The organism is Gellertiella hungarica (assembly GCF_014197145.1).
Lineage (GTDB): Bacteria > Pseudomonadota > Alphaproteobacteria > Rhizobiales > Rhizobiaceae > Gellertiella > Gellertiella hungarica.
In genome coordinates this window covers 109,469-123,600 of the sequence record NZ_JACIEZ010000002.1, presented here as the reverse complement: position 1 = coordinate 123,600, position 14,132 = coordinate 109,469, and the positions used below count along the sequence as shown (strand labels likewise).

The 14,132-nt window shown below is 62.9% G+C and carries 16 protein-coding genes and 1 tRNA gene; 10 read left to right on the top strand and 7 right to left on the bottom strand.

The genetic code is table 11. The features are described from left to right. Window positions 1–294: 294 nt before the first annotated feature. Both GGR23_RS05145 and GGR23_RS05140 read right to left on the bottom strand, forming a co-directional pair. Window positions 295–371 (bottom strand) — tRNA-Arg (locus GGR23_RS05145). Between the two features lie 155 nt (window positions 372–526). After that, window positions 527–1,990 carry a sensor histidine kinase gene (locus GGR23_RS05140; protein ID WP_183365063.1) on the bottom strand — a complete coding sequence of 488 codons (1,464 nt, stop codon included), beginning with the start codon at window positions 1,988–1,990 and terminating at the stop codon, window positions 527–529. Window positions 1,991–2,259: 269 nt separating this feature from the next. Here GGR23_RS05140 and rpmH point away from each other — a divergent pair, with 269 nt between their 5' ends. The 5 genes from rpmH (at window position 2,260) to yihA (ending at window position 6,408) form a co-directional block, all read left to right on the top strand. Continuing rightward, window positions 2,260–2,394, top strand: coding sequence for a 50S ribosomal protein L34 (gene rpmH, locus GGR23_RS05135; protein ID WP_183365061.1), 135 nt, complete (start codon window positions 2,260–2,262; stop codon window positions 2,392–2,394). A gap of 20 nt (window positions 2,395–2,414) precedes the next feature. After that, complete coding sequence (rnpA, locus tag GGR23_RS05130; RefSeq protein ID WP_183365059.1) at window positions 2,415–2,813, top strand: ribonuclease P protein component; 399 nt, start codon at window positions 2,415–2,417, stop codon at window positions 2,811–2,813. Next, window positions 2,813–4,606 carry a membrane protein insertase YidC gene (yidC, locus tag GGR23_RS05125; RefSeq protein WP_183365057.1) on the top strand — a complete coding sequence of 598 codons (1,794 nt, stop codon included), beginning with the start codon at window positions 2,813–2,815 and terminating at the stop codon, window positions 4,604–4,606. The genes rnpA and yidC overlap by 1 nt, the downstream gene beginning before the upstream one ends. A gap of 162 nt (window positions 4,607–4,768) precedes the next feature. After that, complete coding sequence (locus tag GGR23_RS05120) at window positions 4,769–5,686, top strand: DMT family transporter (RefSeq protein WP_246364979.1); 918 nt, start codon at window positions 4,769–4,771, stop codon at window positions 5,684–5,686. Window positions 5,687–5,754: 68 nt separating this feature from the next. Then, entirely contained in the window at window positions 5,755–6,408 is a 654-nt protein-coding gene (gene yihA, locus GGR23_RS05115) for a ribosome biogenesis GTP-binding protein YihA/YsxC (protein ID WP_183365055.1), read from the top strand. Window positions 6,409–6,449: 41 nt separating this feature from the next. Here the strand turns inward: yihA and GGR23_RS05110 are convergent, their stop codons facing one another. The 3 genes from GGR23_RS05110 to GGR23_RS05100 form a co-directional block, all read right to left on the bottom strand. After that, window positions 6,450–7,007, bottom strand: a complete 558-nt coding sequence (locus tag GGR23_RS05110; RefSeq protein ID WP_183365053.1) for a fasciclin domain-containing protein — start codon at window positions 7,005–7,007, stop codon at window positions 6,450–6,452. Window positions 7,008–7,204: 197 nt separating this feature from the next. Further along, a complete protein-coding gene (locus GGR23_RS05105; RefSeq protein WP_183365051.1) occupies window positions 7,205–7,915 on the bottom strand; it encodes an anti-sigma factor in 711 nt (236 codons plus the stop codon). Continuing rightward, window positions 7,912–8,451, bottom strand: coding sequence for a sigma-70 family RNA polymerase sigma factor (locus GGR23_RS05100; RefSeq protein ID WP_183365049.1), 540 nt, complete (start codon window positions 8,449–8,451; stop codon window positions 7,912–7,914). Before GGR23_RS05100 ends, GGR23_RS05105 begins: the two co-directional genes overlap by 4 nt. A 112-nt stretch (window positions 8,452–8,563) precedes the next feature. On the opposite strand from GGR23_RS05100, the gene GGR23_RS05095 reads away from it, so the two are divergent. Continuing rightward, window positions 8,564–8,704, top strand: a complete 141-nt coding sequence (locus GGR23_RS05095) for a hypothetical protein (protein ID WP_183365047.1) — start codon at window positions 8,564–8,566, stop codon at window positions 8,702–8,704. Between the two features lie 4 nt (window positions 8,705–8,708). Continuing rightward, on the top strand, window positions 8,709–9,596 hold the full coding sequence (argB, locus tag GGR23_RS05090; protein WP_183365045.1) for an acetylglutamate kinase: 888 nt from the start codon (window positions 8,709–8,711) through the stop codon (window positions 9,594–9,596). A gap of 55 nt (window positions 9,597–9,651) precedes the next feature. Here the strand turns inward: argB and GGR23_RS05085 are convergent, their stop codons facing one another. Next, window positions 9,652–10,566, bottom strand: coding sequence for a DMT family transporter (locus GGR23_RS05085; RefSeq protein WP_183365043.1), 915 nt, complete (start codon window positions 10,564–10,566; stop codon window positions 9,652–9,654). Between the two features lie 107 nt (window positions 10,567–10,673). On the opposite strand from GGR23_RS05085, the gene GGR23_RS05080 reads away from it, so the two are divergent. Both GGR23_RS05080 and GGR23_RS05075 read left to right on the top strand, forming a co-directional pair. Continuing rightward, a complete protein-coding gene (locus GGR23_RS05080; RefSeq protein WP_183365042.1) occupies window positions 10,674–11,381 on the top strand; it encodes a pyrimidine 5'-nucleotidase in 708 nt (235 codons plus the stop codon). 118 nt (window positions 11,382–11,499) lie between these two features. Next, window positions 11,500–12,099, top strand: coding sequence for an EF-hand domain-containing protein (locus GGR23_RS05075; RefSeq protein ID WP_183365041.1), 600 nt, complete (start codon window positions 11,500–11,502; stop codon window positions 12,097–12,099). A 112-nt stretch (window positions 12,100–12,211) separates the two neighbouring features. Here GGR23_RS05075 and GGR23_RS05070 read toward each other — a convergent pair whose 3' ends face one another. Next, window positions 12,212–13,081 carry an LOG family protein gene (locus tag GGR23_RS05070; protein ID WP_183365040.1) on the bottom strand — a complete coding sequence of 290 codons (870 nt, stop codon included), beginning with the start codon at window positions 13,079–13,081 and terminating at the stop codon, window positions 12,212–12,214. Window positions 13,082–13,220: 139 nt separating this feature from the next. Here GGR23_RS05070 and dapD point away from each other — a divergent pair, with 139 nt between their 5' ends. Continuing rightward, the gene (gene dapD / locus GGR23_RS05065) at window positions 13,221–14,081 is read left to right on the top strand and encodes a 2,3,4,5-tetrahydropyridine-2,6-dicarboxylate N-succinyltransferase (protein WP_183365039.1); all 861 of its coding nucleotides are present in this window, start codon (window positions 13,221–13,223) and stop codon (window positions 14,079–14,081) included. Window positions 14,082–14,132: the final 51 nt, after the last annotated feature.

The window sequence follows — 14,132 nt, the reverse complement described above, 5'->3', positions numbered from 1 at the left end:
GACTGGAATTACAGTTTTTCTATCTTTTTTATAGACATTAATGGAAAAGATTTTTCCGCATGTCCTGGAGGACGGAGATCAATCCACCCGGATTCTGATGCGTGCGCCCCGCGCCTCCATCCGCGACAGAAGGATCGGGCATTTCGTCCGGGATCGCGTGACCGTCAGACGGGGCGACGGCTCGCCCTGCGCCGGCTGCTTCCCGCAATACCGGCATGCAGACGCCAGCTGTGGAAGCGAGCTGAGACAAGAAGCCTCAAGCGCACCATGCAGCGAATTATGAAAGAGGGGAAATGGCGCACCCGAAGAGATTCGAACTCCTGACCCCCAGATTCGTAGTCTGGTGCTCTATCCAGCTGAGCTACGGGTGCGTGCCGTGCGGCGGAACCGCTTGCGTGGCGATCCTCTAAATCGGTTACCCCCCGAATGCAAGAGACTTTCTTCAAAAAAGTGCCATTTTGACCGCGAGATTTTCGAAGGGAGGAAATTTGCTTTTATTTTACAACCGGTTACCCTCAGCCAGAAATTAGGCGCCGGGCCTGTCCGGGATGTAGATGCTGAATCGGGTGCCCCGGCTGTCCTTCTCCACCAGGCCGATGGTGCCGCCATGGGCGATCACCAGATCCCGCGCGATGGCGAGGCCGAGACCGGTTCCCCCGCTGCGAGCCGCCCCCCGGAAGGCGAGGAAGAGATTCTCGCGCGCTTTCGCCGGCATTCCCGGTCCGGTGTCGTCGATGATCAGCCGGACGCCCTGCCCATCCCGGCTTGCCGAGACCTCGATCACGAGATCCGAGCCGCCGCCCATTGAGGCCAGGGCCTGATGCGCATTGCGGCAGAGATTGTGCAGGACCCGGAACAGCTGCTCGCCATCGGCATCGATCTCGAGCGCGGGGTCAATCGAATCGACGAAGCGGATGGGACCTTGCGGATCCAGGCCGAGATTGTCCCGGACCTCCTGCACAAGCGGGAGCAGGGCAAGGCGCGTCCGGCGCGGCACCGATTCCGCCATCTGGCCATAGGCGAGAACCTCGCTCGTGTAGCCCACAGCCCTGTCGAGGGTCCGGATCAGCTTCGGCGCGAAGGATTTCACCATCGGGTCGTCCACATCCGTCAGCCGGTCGGACAGAAGCTGCGCGGTCGCCAGAATGTTGCGCATGTCATGATTGATCTTGGAGACGGCAAGCCCGAGTTCGGCCAGAGTCTTCTGTTGCGAAAGCGTCGCCTGCATGTCCGACTGCATGCTGGCGAGATGACGGCCGGCAAGAGCAAGCTCGTCCGCACCCGTCTCGGGCACCAGCACGGCGGACGGATCGGAGGGGTTGCGGGCGAAGGTCTGCATGTTCAGCGTCAGCCGCCGGATGCGCCTGATCATGAGGCGGTCGATGGCGAAGAAGATCAGCGTCGAGGTAATCAGCGAGATCAGGATGGAGAGCAGCGCCACGTTGCGGGAATAGACGAGCATCGCCTGTCGCAGCGCGGTTTCGTCGAGCACCATGTCGATGATCATGTGGCTATCCCCGACGGGCCCGAAGGCGCGGATCAGACGGTTCCCGCCGAAAAGCAGCGTCCACACCGCCTCCCCCATGGCATCGAATGGCTGGGTATTGCCAAGATCGAAAACCCCTTCGATCGGCTGGTCTATGGGGCTTGCCGCGAGAAGCTGGGACTGACCCTGGCGGCGAAGCGCGATCGCCCGCGCACCGGCCGCCATCAGCGTTTCGTTCCGGGCCTTCTCGGGCAGGTCTGCCGGCTGAAGGGCATCGATGACGATGCCCGCGGCAGCGGCGGCACTCAGCCGGTCGTTCAGCCAACGCAGACGCATCGTGGAGACGGACGGCACGAAGATCAGCACTTCGGCCAGAAGCACGAAGAGGATGGTGAGCCCCAGAAGCTTGGCGGAAAGGCTGCGGAAAGCCTTCCGGCGCGGCGCACCTGCCGCAACTCCCGCTGACTCTCGCCCATCCATGCCCGAACCAGATCCCTTTGTCATGCAGCACCCCTCCCGCGCAGTTGCGCGAGGGTCACATCCGACGGTATAGGCGCCCTGCCGGAGAGGCAATGCCGGACATCGCGAAGGAGAGACCGAATCTGCGACAGGGCCGGGCGCGATTGACTTTTGCCCGCTCCTCCCTTAAGAGCCCGGCCACGTCAAGTTCAGCCGTCCAAGGACAGCGAAACAGGCTTGATGAATATCCGAAACGCTCCTTGTTCCCCAGGGAACAGATTCAAGAAGGGCCGCACTCCGCGGTAATCAAATAAATGAAGCGTACCTACCAACCCTCCAAGCTTGTTCGCAAGCGTCGTCATGGCTTCCGCGCCCGCATGGCAACCAAGGGCGGCCGTCTGGTCCTCTCTGCTCGCCGCGCCCGTGGCCGCAAGCGTCTTTCGGCCTAAGGCCGGATTGCCCGGTCGCGATGGCGGGCGATGACGCAAAGCGTAACGAAAAGACTGTCGGGCGGCTGAAAAGCCGGCCGCAGTTTCTCGCCGTTCAGAAGGGCGAGAAACGGAAAGGGCGGACCTTCCTGCTGGAAGTGCTGGACCGCCAGGAACCCGAGACGGCCGCGAGGGCCGGATTCACCGTTACCAAGAAACAGGGCAATGCCGTGGAGCGCAACCGGATGCGCCGCCGGCTCAGAGAGGCCGTACGCCTCAAGGCAGGGTTTGCAATGCAGCCCGGCCACGATTATGTAATCGTCGCCCGCCGGGACGTCCTCGACGTCTCCTTCGAGCAATTGACGGCCCAGTTGTTAGAGCGCATCCAGTCGAAGCCTCAGCCGAAGCGGCCGGGCGAAAGCCGCTCCAGGAAAGTATGATGGAAAACAAACGCAATTCACTCGTGGCAATCGTGCTGTCCGTGCTGATCGTGATGGCATGGCAGTTCTTCTACATGAACCCGCGATTGGAAGCCCAGCGCAAGGCTGAACTTGCCGCCAAGGCGCAGCAGACCACCAGCCAGACCGCCGCCAAGCCCGCCGATGCAGCAGGCGCGCCCGCCGCGGCTCCTGCGGCCGGAAACACCGCCCAGGCCGCCCCCTCGGGCACGGCAGACGCTGCTGCACCCTCGCCCCGCCTGGCGATCGACACGCCGGCCCTGCAGGGTTCGATCCGTCTCGTCGGCGCTCGCCTCGACGACCTGAAGCTCAAGAACTACCGCGAGACCGTCGATCCGAAGAGCCCGCTGATCACGCTTTTCAGCCCGTCCAACACCAAGGATGGCTACTTTGCCGAACTCGGCTACATCGAGACGCCAGAAAGCGGCAAGGTGCCGGGCCCCGACACCGCCTGGACCGTCTCCGGCAACGACAAGCTGACGGACAAGACGCCGGTCACGCTCACCTTCACCAACGAGAAGGGTGTGACCTTTGCACGCACCTTTGCCGTTGACGACCGCTACATGTTCACAGTCACGGACAAGATCACCAATGGCTCCGGCGCGCCGGTGGCCGCCTCGCTCTATGGCCGCGTGACGCGCTACAACAAGCCGCAGGGCGCATCGGTCTACGTGCTCCACGAGGGCTTCCTCGGGGTTCTCGAGGACCAGAAGCTCACCGAGAGCAAGTATTCCGACATCGAGAAGGAAAATGTCGAGCACGCCAAGACCACGACCGGCTGGCTTGGCATCACCGACAAATACTGGGCCGCGGCGCTCATTCCCCCGCAGGATGTGGCCTTCTCGTCGCGTTTCGTGCACCTGAATGCGGCGCAGCCCTCCTTCCAGGCGGATTTCCGCGCAGATCCGGTTACGGTCGCGCCCGGCCAGAGCGCAGAGGTGAAGAACATGATCTTCGCCGGCGCGAAGGAAGTGCCTGTCGTCGACGGCTACTTCGCCAAGTTCGAGGTGCCGAAGTTCGACCGCCTGATCGACTGGGGCTGGTTCTATTTCATCACCAAGCCGATGTTCAAGCTGATGGATTTCTTCTATCGCTACTTCGGCAATTTCGGCATCGCCATCCTGGCGACGACCATCGTCGTCAAGGCTCTCTTCTATCCGCTGGCCAACAAGCAGTATGCGTCCATGGCCAAGATGAAGATGGTGCAGCCCAAGATGCAGGCGCTGAAGGAAAAGTTCGGCGACGACCGCATGGGCCTGCAGCAGGCCACCATGGAGCTCTACAAGACCGAGAAGATCAATCCGCTGGCGGGCTGCTGGCCCATTGCCTTCCAGATTCCGATCTTCTTCTCGCTGTACAAGGTCATCTACGTCACCATCGAGATGCGCCACGCGCCCTTCTTCGGCTGGATTCATGACCTTTCCGCGCCGGATCCGACGAGCATCATCAACCTCTTCGGCCTCCTGCCCTTCACCGCACCCACCTTCCTGCATATCGGCGTCTGGCCGCTGATCATGGGCGTCACCATGTTCCTGCAGATGCGGATGAACCCCACACCGCCGGATCCGGCGCAGGCCATGGTGTTCAACTGGATGCCGGTCATCTTCACCTTCATGATGGCCACCTTCCCGGCCGGCCTCATCATCTACTGGGCATGGAACAACACCCTTTCCATCATCCAGCAGGGCATCATCATGAAGCGCAACGGCGCCAAGATCGAGCTCTTCGACAATCTGGCAGGGCTCTTCCGGCGAAAGCCCAAGCCAGCCGAGTAAACGTGAAAACCCCGGGCCCGGCCCGGGGTTTTTCGTTGAAACCCCGCGTTTTCAGGAATTTGCGGCAAGGAATTGTTCACCTGCGGCGTGGAAATGTCGCCGCCGGTCCCGTTTTCGGCGTGTCGGCTGCTAGTCTGCCGGAAGGATGAGGAGAGGCCAAGCATGTCCCAGGTGATGCCGGCAGCAGCCGGGCAGTTCGGAGCGCAGGAAAAGACAGGCGCGCTCCTCGTCTTCGGTTCGGCCTTCTTCTGGAGCTTCGGCGGCGCCATCGCCCGCTTCCTTGCCATGGACGACAGCTGGGCCGTCATCTTCTGGCGATGCCTGTTCGCCGCGGTCTTCCTGCTCTTCTTCATGCTGTTCCGCGACGGACTGCGCGGCACGCTGACGCTCTTTCGCAACATGGGATGGCCCGGTGCCGTCGTTGCCTCGAGCTTCACGATCGCGACGACCTGCTTCATCGTGGCGATCCAGTACACCACGGTTGCCAACGTGGTGCTCATCCAGGCGGGCGTGCCGCTCTTTGCGGCGCTGCTCAGCCGGATCGTCTACAAGGAGCGGATTTCTGCGCTGACCTGGGCCGCGATCGCTGCCGTGATCGCCGGAGTGGCGATCATGATGTCGAAATCCTTCGACGGGTCGATTTCGCCGAAGGGTGACGCGCTGGCCCTCGCCATCGCGCTCGTCTTCGCAGCAACCACCGTGCTGACCCGGCGCTATCCCGATGTGCGGATGACGCCGGCGGCCTGTACGGGCGGTTTCATCGCCAGCATCATCGCCTCTACCCAGGCCGTCAGTCTGGCGGTCTCGCCGGAACAGTTCGCGATCCTCTACGGTTTCGGCGTCTTCAATCTCGGCCTCGGCATGGCGCTCTTCGTCACGGGAGCGCGCCTGGTGCCCTCCGCGCTCGCCGCTCTCCTCGGCACGGCGGAAACCATGCTCAGCCCGGTCTGGGTCGCGATCTTCAACGGCGAGGTCCCGGATATCCGCGCGATCATCGGCGGCACGCTCATCCTCGCCGCCCTCCTCAGCTATCTCGGGGCGGAATATCTGCGGCAGCAGCGAATGCTGAAGGGCCATTGATCCTTGACTTTGCCGGCCAAAACCGTGAAGCCGGTGGCAAGAACGCCGGACATGGAAAGTGACTGCCGATGGCCAATGATGCGGAGCAGGGCGAAAAGCCGCTCTTCGGAAACCCGTGGATCTTCATCCGCGGCGTGCCTTCCCTCAAATTCCTTCCCCCGGAAGGCCCGATGGAAGTGGCCTTTGCCGGCCGCTCGAATGTCGGCAAGTCCTCGCTCATCAATGCGCTGACGGGCCAGAAGGGCCTTGCCCGCACCTCGAACACGCCGGGCCGGACGCAGGAACTGAACTACTTCGTACCGGATGGCTATTCCGGCGAGGGTGACGACCTGCCGCCGATGGCGCTGGTGGACATGCCCGGCTATGGCTATGCGCAGGCGCCCAAGGAACAGGTGGACGCCTGGACAAAGCTCGTCTTCGATTACCTGAGGGGTCGTGCGACGCTGAAGCGCGTCTATGTGCTGATCGACAGCCGGCACGGGATCAAGAAAAACGACGAGGACGTGCTGACGCTCCTCGACAAGGCGGCCGTATCCTACCAGATCGTGCTCACCAAGACGGACAAGATCAAGGAAGCCGGCGTGCCGCGCCTGATCGCGGAGACCATGGACAAGATCAAGAAGCGGCCGGCGGCCTATCCCGCCGTGATCGCCACGTCGTCGGAAAAAGGAAAGGGGCTCGACGACCTCCGGGCCGCGATCCTCGAAACGATCGGACACTGAAGGATGGCCGCCCGCGCAGGTGCAGCGGGCGGCCTCCTCGCTTACATCTTCGGCAGGATGACCTTGTCGATGACGTCAATGACGCCGTTCGACTGCTTGACATCGGCGATGGTCACGGTGGCAACGCCGCCGTTCTCGTCGGTCAGGGTGATCTTCCCGTCCTTCTCTTCCGCCGTCAGCGTGCAGCCGCCGAGCGTCTTGACCGGGTGCTTGCCGCCATCATCCTTGATCATCTTGCCGATCGCGTCGGACATGGCTTCCGCACCGACCACATGGCAGGTCAGCACCTTCGTCAGCTGTTCCTTGTTCTCCGGCTTCAGGAGAGTCTCGACCGTGCCGGCCGGCAAGGCTTCAAAGGCGGCATTGGTGGGCGCAAAGACCGTGAACGGACCCTTGCCCTGCAGCGTTTCGACAAGGCCCGCAGCCTTCACCGCCGCGACCAGCGTGGTGTGGTCCTTTGAGTTGACGGCATTTTCCACGATGTTCTTGTCTTCGTACATCGGTGCGCCGCCCACCTCGGGATTGGCGGCCTGGACGGCGGTCATGGCCGAACCGGCGAGAGCAACGGCAAGAATTGCGCGCAGGAATACCTTCTTCATGGCACGTCTCCATAAGTAATGATTGGGGTTCACGCGCCATGGACCTCCCTATGGCGCATGTCTTGATCCGGATATTCTGTTGTGCCGGATACTGGATATACGGGATGCGCTCAAAATTAGTTTCAATGATCAAAATTTTTTCTGCAAAAAATTAAGGGGCCGTTAAGCCCCCTTTTCGTATACGTCTTTCCTGTCCGTTACTTCTTGACCTTGGCAGGACCAACCGCCAGTACGGGTCCCTGTGCCTTGCCGGTGGGCGACCCGCCGAAGGCTTCCAGACTGATGGCAAAGAGATCGCCTTCCTTGATCTTGTCACGCCACTCGGCCGGTACCATGAGCTCGCCCTCCCCCGTCTGCGGCAGAACGCCGAGCGAGATGGCGGGATTGCTGCCCTGGATCAGCCAGAGTTCCAGCGACTTCTCCTTCTCCGGGCCGGCGGCGACCGGCGTCATCCGGAACAGGCCCGTCTGGGGGTCGTAGGACGAGGCATAGCTGACGGCATTTCCCTCACCCACCAGCGATGCCACAAGCTCGCTGTCGCTTGCACCGCCGAGCTTGAGCTGGCTGAGGCCGATACCGACGGCCACCACGAGAGACAGGGCGGTGACGGTCCGCCAGAAGGCCAGCGACTGCCACAGCCCCACCGGGGGTTTTGCGGCAGGCGCCCCGTAAAGGCGCTGTTCTATGCGGGGATAGATCCATGCGGGCGGCGCTTCGGTACCATATTCCGCCTCGAAGGAGGCGAGGTTCTCCTGCCAGCGCTGGACGATGGCGGCGAAGTTCTGGTCGAGCACCATCCGCGCCTCGACCTTTCGCCGGTCGATGGCCGACAGGACGCCGAGCACATATTCGCCGGCGAGGACTTCGTCGCGGGAACGGTCTCCACTGCTGCGATCGGGCGTTGTCATCGGTCCAGACACTCTCTCAGTTTGATAAGGCTGCGCCTGAGCCAGGTCCTCATCGTATTCAGCGGCACGCGGAACTGGTCGGCCAGTTCCTGGTAACTCAGGCCTTCCACATAGGCCCGGCGGACGGCCGTGGCGCGGTCCGGATCGAGCTCGTTCATGCAGCGATCGATGCGGCGCCCCTCGGCAGACAGCTCTGCCTCGCGCTCGGGATCGGGCGACGGATCGGCGAGGTCGTATTCCTCCTCGATCTGGTCGGCGATCGGCTTGCGCGTGCGGATGAGGTCGATGGAATGGTTGCGCGCGATGGCGGTGAGCCACCCCGACGCGTTTCTGCCTTCGGAGGCGAACCGGTCGGCGCGTTGCCAGACCTTGATGAATACCTCCTGGAGCGCTTCCTCAGCCTCTGTCCTGTCCTTCAATATACGAAGACAGACGGCAAAAAGTTTCGGACTGGATCGCTGATATAACAGCGAAAAGGCCGCTCGGTCGCGAAGCGCGACACGCGAAATGAGTTCAGACAGGTCGTCGACGGCCATGCGCCCTTCCAGAATGCTTGTGCCGGGCCTTCCCCGATGCCTTGCGAACGGGTCTCCCGGGCGGCGATTTGCGTAGAAATTACAAGTCGGCAAGGGCAACCTAGAGGAAAGAATGCAGCGTGAGAAGGCCCCCTCTGCCGACGAGGCGAGCCGGCAAAGTTTTTCCATGGATTATTCCCACTGTCAGAAACTTGCGATAAAAGGCGCGCTCGACGCGGCCGAAGCGGAGGCCGCCAGGCGCGAAGGGTTTTGAGGCGATGACGACTTCCGAAAGCGAAATGCAGGCACGGCTTCTGGCGCAGGCGCTGCCGTTCATGCAGCGTTACGAAAACACCACCATCGTGGTGAAGTATGGCGGCCATGCCATGGGCAACCCGGAACTCGGCCGGGCCTTTGCCGCCGACATCGCACTGCTCAAGCAGTCGGGCGTCAACCCCATCGTCGTGCACGGCGGCGGCCCGCAGATCGGCGCCATGCTGACCAAGCTCGGCATCGAATCGAAATTCGAAGGGGGTCTGCGCGTCACCGACCAGAAGACGGTCGAGATCGTGGAGATGGTACTCGCCGGCTCGATCAACAAGGAGATCGTGGCTCTCATCAACCAGACGGGCGAATGGGCCATCGGCCTCTGCGGCAAGGACGGCAACATGGTGTTTGCCGAAAAGGCCACCAAGACCGTGACCGATCCGGACAGCAACATTGAGCGCGTGCTCGATCTCGGCTTCGTTGGCGAGGTGGTGGAAGTGGACCGGACGCTTCTCGATCTTCTGGCCCGTTCGGAAATGATCCCGGTCATTGCGCCCGTAGCCCCCGGCCGCGACGGCCACACCTACAATATCAATGCCGATACCTTTGCGGGCGCCATTGCCGGGGCGCTCAACGCGACCCGTCTCCTCTTCCTCACCGACGTTCCGGGCGTGCTGAACAAGAACGGCGAGCTGATCAAGGAACTGTCGGTGGCCGAGGCGCGGGCGCTGATCAAGGACGGAACGATTTCCGGCGGCATGATCCCCAAGGTCGAGACCTGCATCGAGGCGATCAAGGCCGGCGTGCAGGGCGTCGTGATCCTCAATGGCAAGACGGCTCACGCGGTGCTGCTCGAACTCTTCACCGAGGGCGGCGCGGGCACGCTTCTGGTGCCCTGACTGCTTTCCCCTTCCCTCTTTCTTCTTTCTGAACCCGGCCCCGCGGCCGGGTTTTTCACAGCAGGAAGAGAAGCAGAATGCCGGAGACGATGAGCGCGCAGCCGACGACCTCCAGCCGGTTCACCCGCTCCTTGAAGACGAGCGCCGTGGAGGCGAAGGTGAAGACCATCTCGATCTGGGCGAGAGAACGGACGAGCGCCGCCTGCTGCAGTGTCATGGCCGTGAACCAGCCGAAGGAAGCGGTGGCGCCGACGAAGCCCGTGGCCAGCGAGACCCGCCAGGCCGACCGTATACGCCTGATTTCGCCGGGCTCGCGCCAGGCGAGCCACCCCAGCATCACCGCTGTCTGGAGCAGGATGACATAGACGAGCGTGAAGCCCGCCTGCATGGCGGCATCCCGCGCAGGCAGGCCCGCGGCCAGCGATCCCGAAGCGGAACTGTAGGCCACGGCGGACAGGCCGAAGAGCAGGCCGGACAGAAGGCCGATGCGCGCCGTGCGGCTGAAGGTGGATTCCAGCAGCGAACGGGGGCTGATATCGGTACGCGCAACCGAGATGAGCATCACGCCCGCCATGGACAGGCAGAGCGCAACGAGATCGTTGGCGTTGAGCCGCTCTCCGAGAAAGAGATAGGCGATGAGGGCCGCCTGCATCGGCTCCGTGCGGGAATAGGCCGTGCCCACGGCGAAATTCCGGAAGGAAAAGAGATGCACGAGCAGGAAGGTGGCGCCGATCTGCGCCAGCCCGCCGATGACCCCCCAGGCGAAGAAGGCGCCGTTCGGCACGGGCAGCGGATGGCCGAGGCCGAGATGCAGGATCGCCAGGTAGAGGATCGCGAAAGGCACCCCGAAGCCGAAGCGCACGAAGGTCGCTGCCGTCGTGCCCATCTGCCCCTTGAGATGTTTCTGGAAGACCGAGCGCATGTTCTGGAGAAATGCGCTGGCGATGGTGATGACGACCCAGAGTTCCATGGTGAGGCCGTGCTAGCACCGTGGCCGCAACCGTGTCACGTCAGAAATATTGACACCACCGGCAGCAGGGCATTTCCATCCCGCCCGCGACAGTGCATAAGACCGGCATGACCAGGATCAAGAACACCCCCGCCAAATCCGATTTCGAAACCGTCCGCGACTGGGTTTTCGATCTCGACAACACGCTCTACCCCCACCACGTCGACCTGTTCGCGCAGATCGACAAGAACATGACCGGCTTCGTCTCGGAGCTCCTGCAGCTCGACCCCGTCGAGGCGAAGAAGCTGCAGAAGCGCTACTATCACGATCACGGGACGACGCTGGCGGGGCTGATGCTGCACCATGGCATCGATCCGCAGGCATTCCTGGAACGGGCGCATGCGATCGACTACAGCGCACTGCTGCCGCATCCGGAGCTCGGCGAGGCGATCAAGGCCCTGCCGGGTCGCAAGTTCATCCTGACGAACGGCACCGTCGCCCATGCGGAAAAGGCTGCCGGGGCGCTCGGCATCCTCGAGCATTTCGACGACATCTTCGACATCGTCGCTGCCGATTACACGCCGAAGCCCGCAAGCAGCACCTATGACAAGTTCATGAGCCTCAACCGCGTGGACACGGCCCATGCCGCCATGTTCGAGGATCTGCCGCGCAACCTCGTGGTGCCGAAGGCGCTGGGCATGCGCACCGTTCTGCTGGTGCCGCGCAATCTCGAGGAAGTCGTGACAGAAAGCTGGGAGCGGCTGACCGACGAGGACGACTACATCGATTACGCGACCGCCGACCTGCGGGCCTTCCTCGCGGAGATCATGGCCTGAGGGCAAACGCCCAACATGACGCAGATTTAATCTGCCTTACCGATCGTTAAGTTGGCCGGAACGAAGCCCGGCCTTAGGTTTTCTCCGTGGGCTAACGAATAACCCGAGGAGAAACAACATGACGCGGAAACTCATTCTGGCTGCTCTTTCGGCCTCCCTGGTGGCAGGCGCCTTCGGCACCGCCGCCCTTGCTGCACGCCAGAACGCCGATCGCCCCCTGCCGCCGATGGCGCGTCCGGCGGCCTTCGTCTTCATGCTGAAGAACTTCGACGCCGACAAGAACGGCACGATCACCGCAGACGAAGCCAAGGCGGGTGCGGATACCCTGTTCGCCAAGATCGATACCGACAAGGACGGCGCCGTCACGCCGAAGGAACTTCGCGCGTGGCGCGAGGCCCGTCGTGCGGAGATGAAGGCCGCCATGAAGGGCGGGTCCGATGCGCCGGACGATGCCATGGGCGGCCCGGATGGCGGTGACGGTCCGGACAGCATGGCCGGTCCCGACGGACAGCCGATGAAGCACGGCTGGGGCAAGGGCATGCGCCACCACGGCAAGGGCCATCACGGCATGATGGGACCGGGCATGATGCGCGCCCTCGATACGGACGAAAACGGCCAGATCAGCAAGGCGGAGGCGGAAGCCGGCGCAGCCAATCTGGTGAAGCGCATGGACACCAACCAGGACGGCTCGGTCTCCATCGACGATTTCCCGGGCTGATGCCGCCACCCCGAGGACAGGCCCGCCCTGCCCTTTCGCGACGGACCCCATCCGTCGAAGCCCGGAAGAGAGCCCGCCCCCGCAAGGGAGGCGGGCTTTTCCGTGGATGGCATCATTCCTCTATGATCTCGTAGAAGTCCTGGATGATGCGCCAGGCATCCGCCGCCGTATCCACGAAGTTCAGCAGCTCGATATCCTCCGGCGCGATGGTGCCGAAATCGGCGAGCGAGTCGAAATCGATGATCTCGCGCCAGAAGCGCTCACCGAAGAGGATGAGCGGAATGCGCGCCATGCGGCGGGTCTGGATCAGCGTCAGCGTCTCGAAGAGCTCGTCCATCGTTCCGAAGCCGCCGGGAAAAACCGTGACGGCCTTTGCCCGCATCATGAAATGCATCTTGCGGATCGCAAAATAGTGGAAGTTGAAGCTGAATTCCGGAGTCACGTAGGCATTCGGCGCCTGCTCGTGCGGGAGCACGATGTTGAGGCCGATCGAGGGGGCGCCGACATCGGCCGCACCCCGGTTGCCCGCTTCCATGACGCCGGGACCGCCGCCGGTCACGACAACATATTCCTGAAAGCCGGAGCGCGCGGCGTGGATGGAGCACAGCCGCGCAAATTCCCGCGCCTCGTTGTAATAGACCGCAGCACGGGTGAGGTTGGCACGCTGGACGTCGTTTCGGGCAGCCCATGGCTCCTTTCCCGGCTCCGGAATGCGGGCGCCGCCGAACATGACGACCGTCGATTTCACGCCGCGCTCGGTCAGGATCATCTCGGGCTTGAGAAGTTCGAGCTGGAGGCGGATCGGCCTCAGCTCCTCGCGGCACAGGAAATCCTCATCCGCATAGGCCAGGCGATAGGAGGGCGATTCCGACTGCGGCGTGCGCGGCACGCCGGCCGCGCCGCGCTTGTCGGCGGAGCTGTCCTTCAGCGGATCCCACACCCCGTCCTTGCGCCGCAACTTCCCTGATTTCAGTTTTGCCATGTCGGATTCCCTGTCGGACCTGTCGGCGATACGCGTTGACGCGAACAGGCCTGTACCTTAGAGCATTTGCACGAAAAGTCCGGCGACGGACCTTGCCTGGAACCCCTTCACGATAGAGCCCGAAGTTTAAGGAATTCCCATGAGCGCTCCCGATCTCGCATCCCTGGAAAAGGTCATCGACGCCGCTTTCGAGAACCGCGACACCATTAACGCCGCTACCAAGGGCGAAGTTCGAGATGCCGTGGAAACGGCGTTGAACCTCCTCGATTCCGGCCTGGTTCGCGTTGCGAACCGCGGCTCTGACGGCGCATGGACCGTCAACCAGTGGCTGAAGAAGGCGGTGCTCCTGTCCTTCCGCCTGACGCCGATGGAGATCATCAAGGGCGGTCCCGGCAATTCCAGCTGGTGGGACAAGGTGCCGTCCAAGTTCGACGGCTGGAATGCGAGCGAATTCGAGCAGGCCGGCTTCCGTGCGGTACCGAACTGCGTCGTGCGCCGCTCCGCCTACATCGCCCCCGGCGCGGTGCTGATGCCGTCCTTCGTCAACCTCGGCGCCTATGTCGGCGAAAACACCATGGTCGACACCTGGGCGACCGTCGGTTCCTGCGCCCAGATCGGCAAGAACGTCCACCTGTCCGGCGGCGTCGGCATCGGTGGCGTGCTGGAGCCGATGCAGGCCGGACCGACCATCATCGAGGACAACTGCTTCATCGGCGCCCGCTCGGAGGTGGTCGAAGGCTGCATCGTGCGCGAGGGCTCGGTGCTGGGCATGGGCGTCTTCATCGGCAAGTCCACCAAGATCGTCGACCGCGCCACCGGCGAAGTGATGTATGGCGAAGTGCCGCCCTACTCCGTCGTCGTTGCGGGCTCGATGCCGTCGGGCAACGCGCTCATGGCCAACGGCCAGCCGGCGCCGAACCTCTACTGCGCCGTGATCGTCAAGCGCGTGGACGAAAAGACCCGTTCCAAGACCGGGATCAACGAGCTTCTGCGCGACTGATCGGCCCGAAACGCCGCACGGCTTCCGGGGTGCGGCGATTCATCAATGAAA

What these genes read in the sequence shown, in the direction of transcription:
- GGR23_RS05140 (WP_183365063.1), bottom strand. Translation starts at nt 1,990, where the DNA reads ATGACAAAGGGATCTGGTTCGGGCATGGATGGGCGAGAGTCAGCGGGA.
- GGR23_RS05105 (WP_183365051.1), bottom strand. Translation starts at nt 7,915, where the DNA reads ATGACAACGCCCGATCGCAGCAGTGGAGACCGTTCCCGCGACGAAGTC.
- yihA (WP_183365055.1), top strand. Translation starts at nt 5,755, where the DNA reads ATGGCCAATGATGCGGAGCAGGGCGAAAAGCCGCTCTTCGGAAACCCG.
- GGR23_RS05100 (WP_183365049.1), bottom strand. Translation starts at nt 8,451, where the DNA reads ATGGCCGTCGACGACCTGTCTGAACTCATTTCGCGTGTCGCGCTTCGC.
- GGR23_RS05095 (WP_183365047.1), top strand. Translation starts at nt 8,564, where the DNA reads ATGCAGCGTGAGAAGGCCCCCTCTGCCGACGAGGCGAGCCGGCAAAGT.
- dapD (WP_183365039.1), top strand. Translation starts at nt 13,221, where the DNA reads ATGAGCGCTCCCGATCTCGCATCCCTGGAAAAGGTCATCGACGCCGCT.
- GGR23_RS05085 (WP_183365043.1), bottom strand. Translation starts at nt 10,566, where the DNA reads ATGGAACTCTGGGTCGTCATCACCATCGCCAGCGCATTTCTCCAGAAC.
- rnpA (WP_183365059.1), top strand. Translation starts at nt 2,415, where the DNA reads ATGGCGGGCGATGACGCAAAGCGTAACGAAAAGACTGTCGGGCGGCTG.
- GGR23_RS05120 (WP_246364979.1), top strand. Translation starts at nt 4,769, where the DNA reads ATGTCCCAGGTGATGCCGGCAGCAGCCGGGCAGTTCGGAGCGCAGGAA.
- yidC (WP_183365057.1), top strand. Translation starts at nt 2,813, where the DNA reads ATGGAAAACAAACGCAATTCACTCGTGGCAATCGTGCTGTCCGTGCTG.
- GGR23_RS05080 (WP_183365042.1), top strand. Translation starts at nt 10,674, where the DNA reads ATGACCAGGATCAAGAACACCCCCGCCAAATCCGATTTCGAAACCGTC.
- rpmH (WP_183365061.1), top strand. Translation starts at nt 2,260, where the DNA reads ATGAAGCGTACCTACCAACCCTCCAAGCTTGTTCGCAAGCGTCGTCAT.
- GGR23_RS05110 (WP_183365053.1), bottom strand. Translation starts at nt 7,007, where the DNA reads ATGAAGAAGGTATTCCTGCGCGCAATTCTTGCCGTTGCTCTCGCCGGT.
- GGR23_RS05075 (WP_183365041.1), top strand. Translation starts at nt 11,500, where the DNA reads ATGACGCGGAAACTCATTCTGGCTGCTCTTTCGGCCTCCCTGGTGGCA.
- argB (WP_183365045.1), top strand. Translation starts at nt 8,709, where the DNA reads ATGACGACTTCCGAAAGCGAAATGCAGGCACGGCTTCTGGCGCAGGCG.
- GGR23_RS05070 (WP_183365040.1), bottom strand. Translation starts at nt 13,081, where the DNA reads ATGGCAAAACTGAAATCAGGGAAGTTGCGGCGCAAGGACGGGGTGTGG.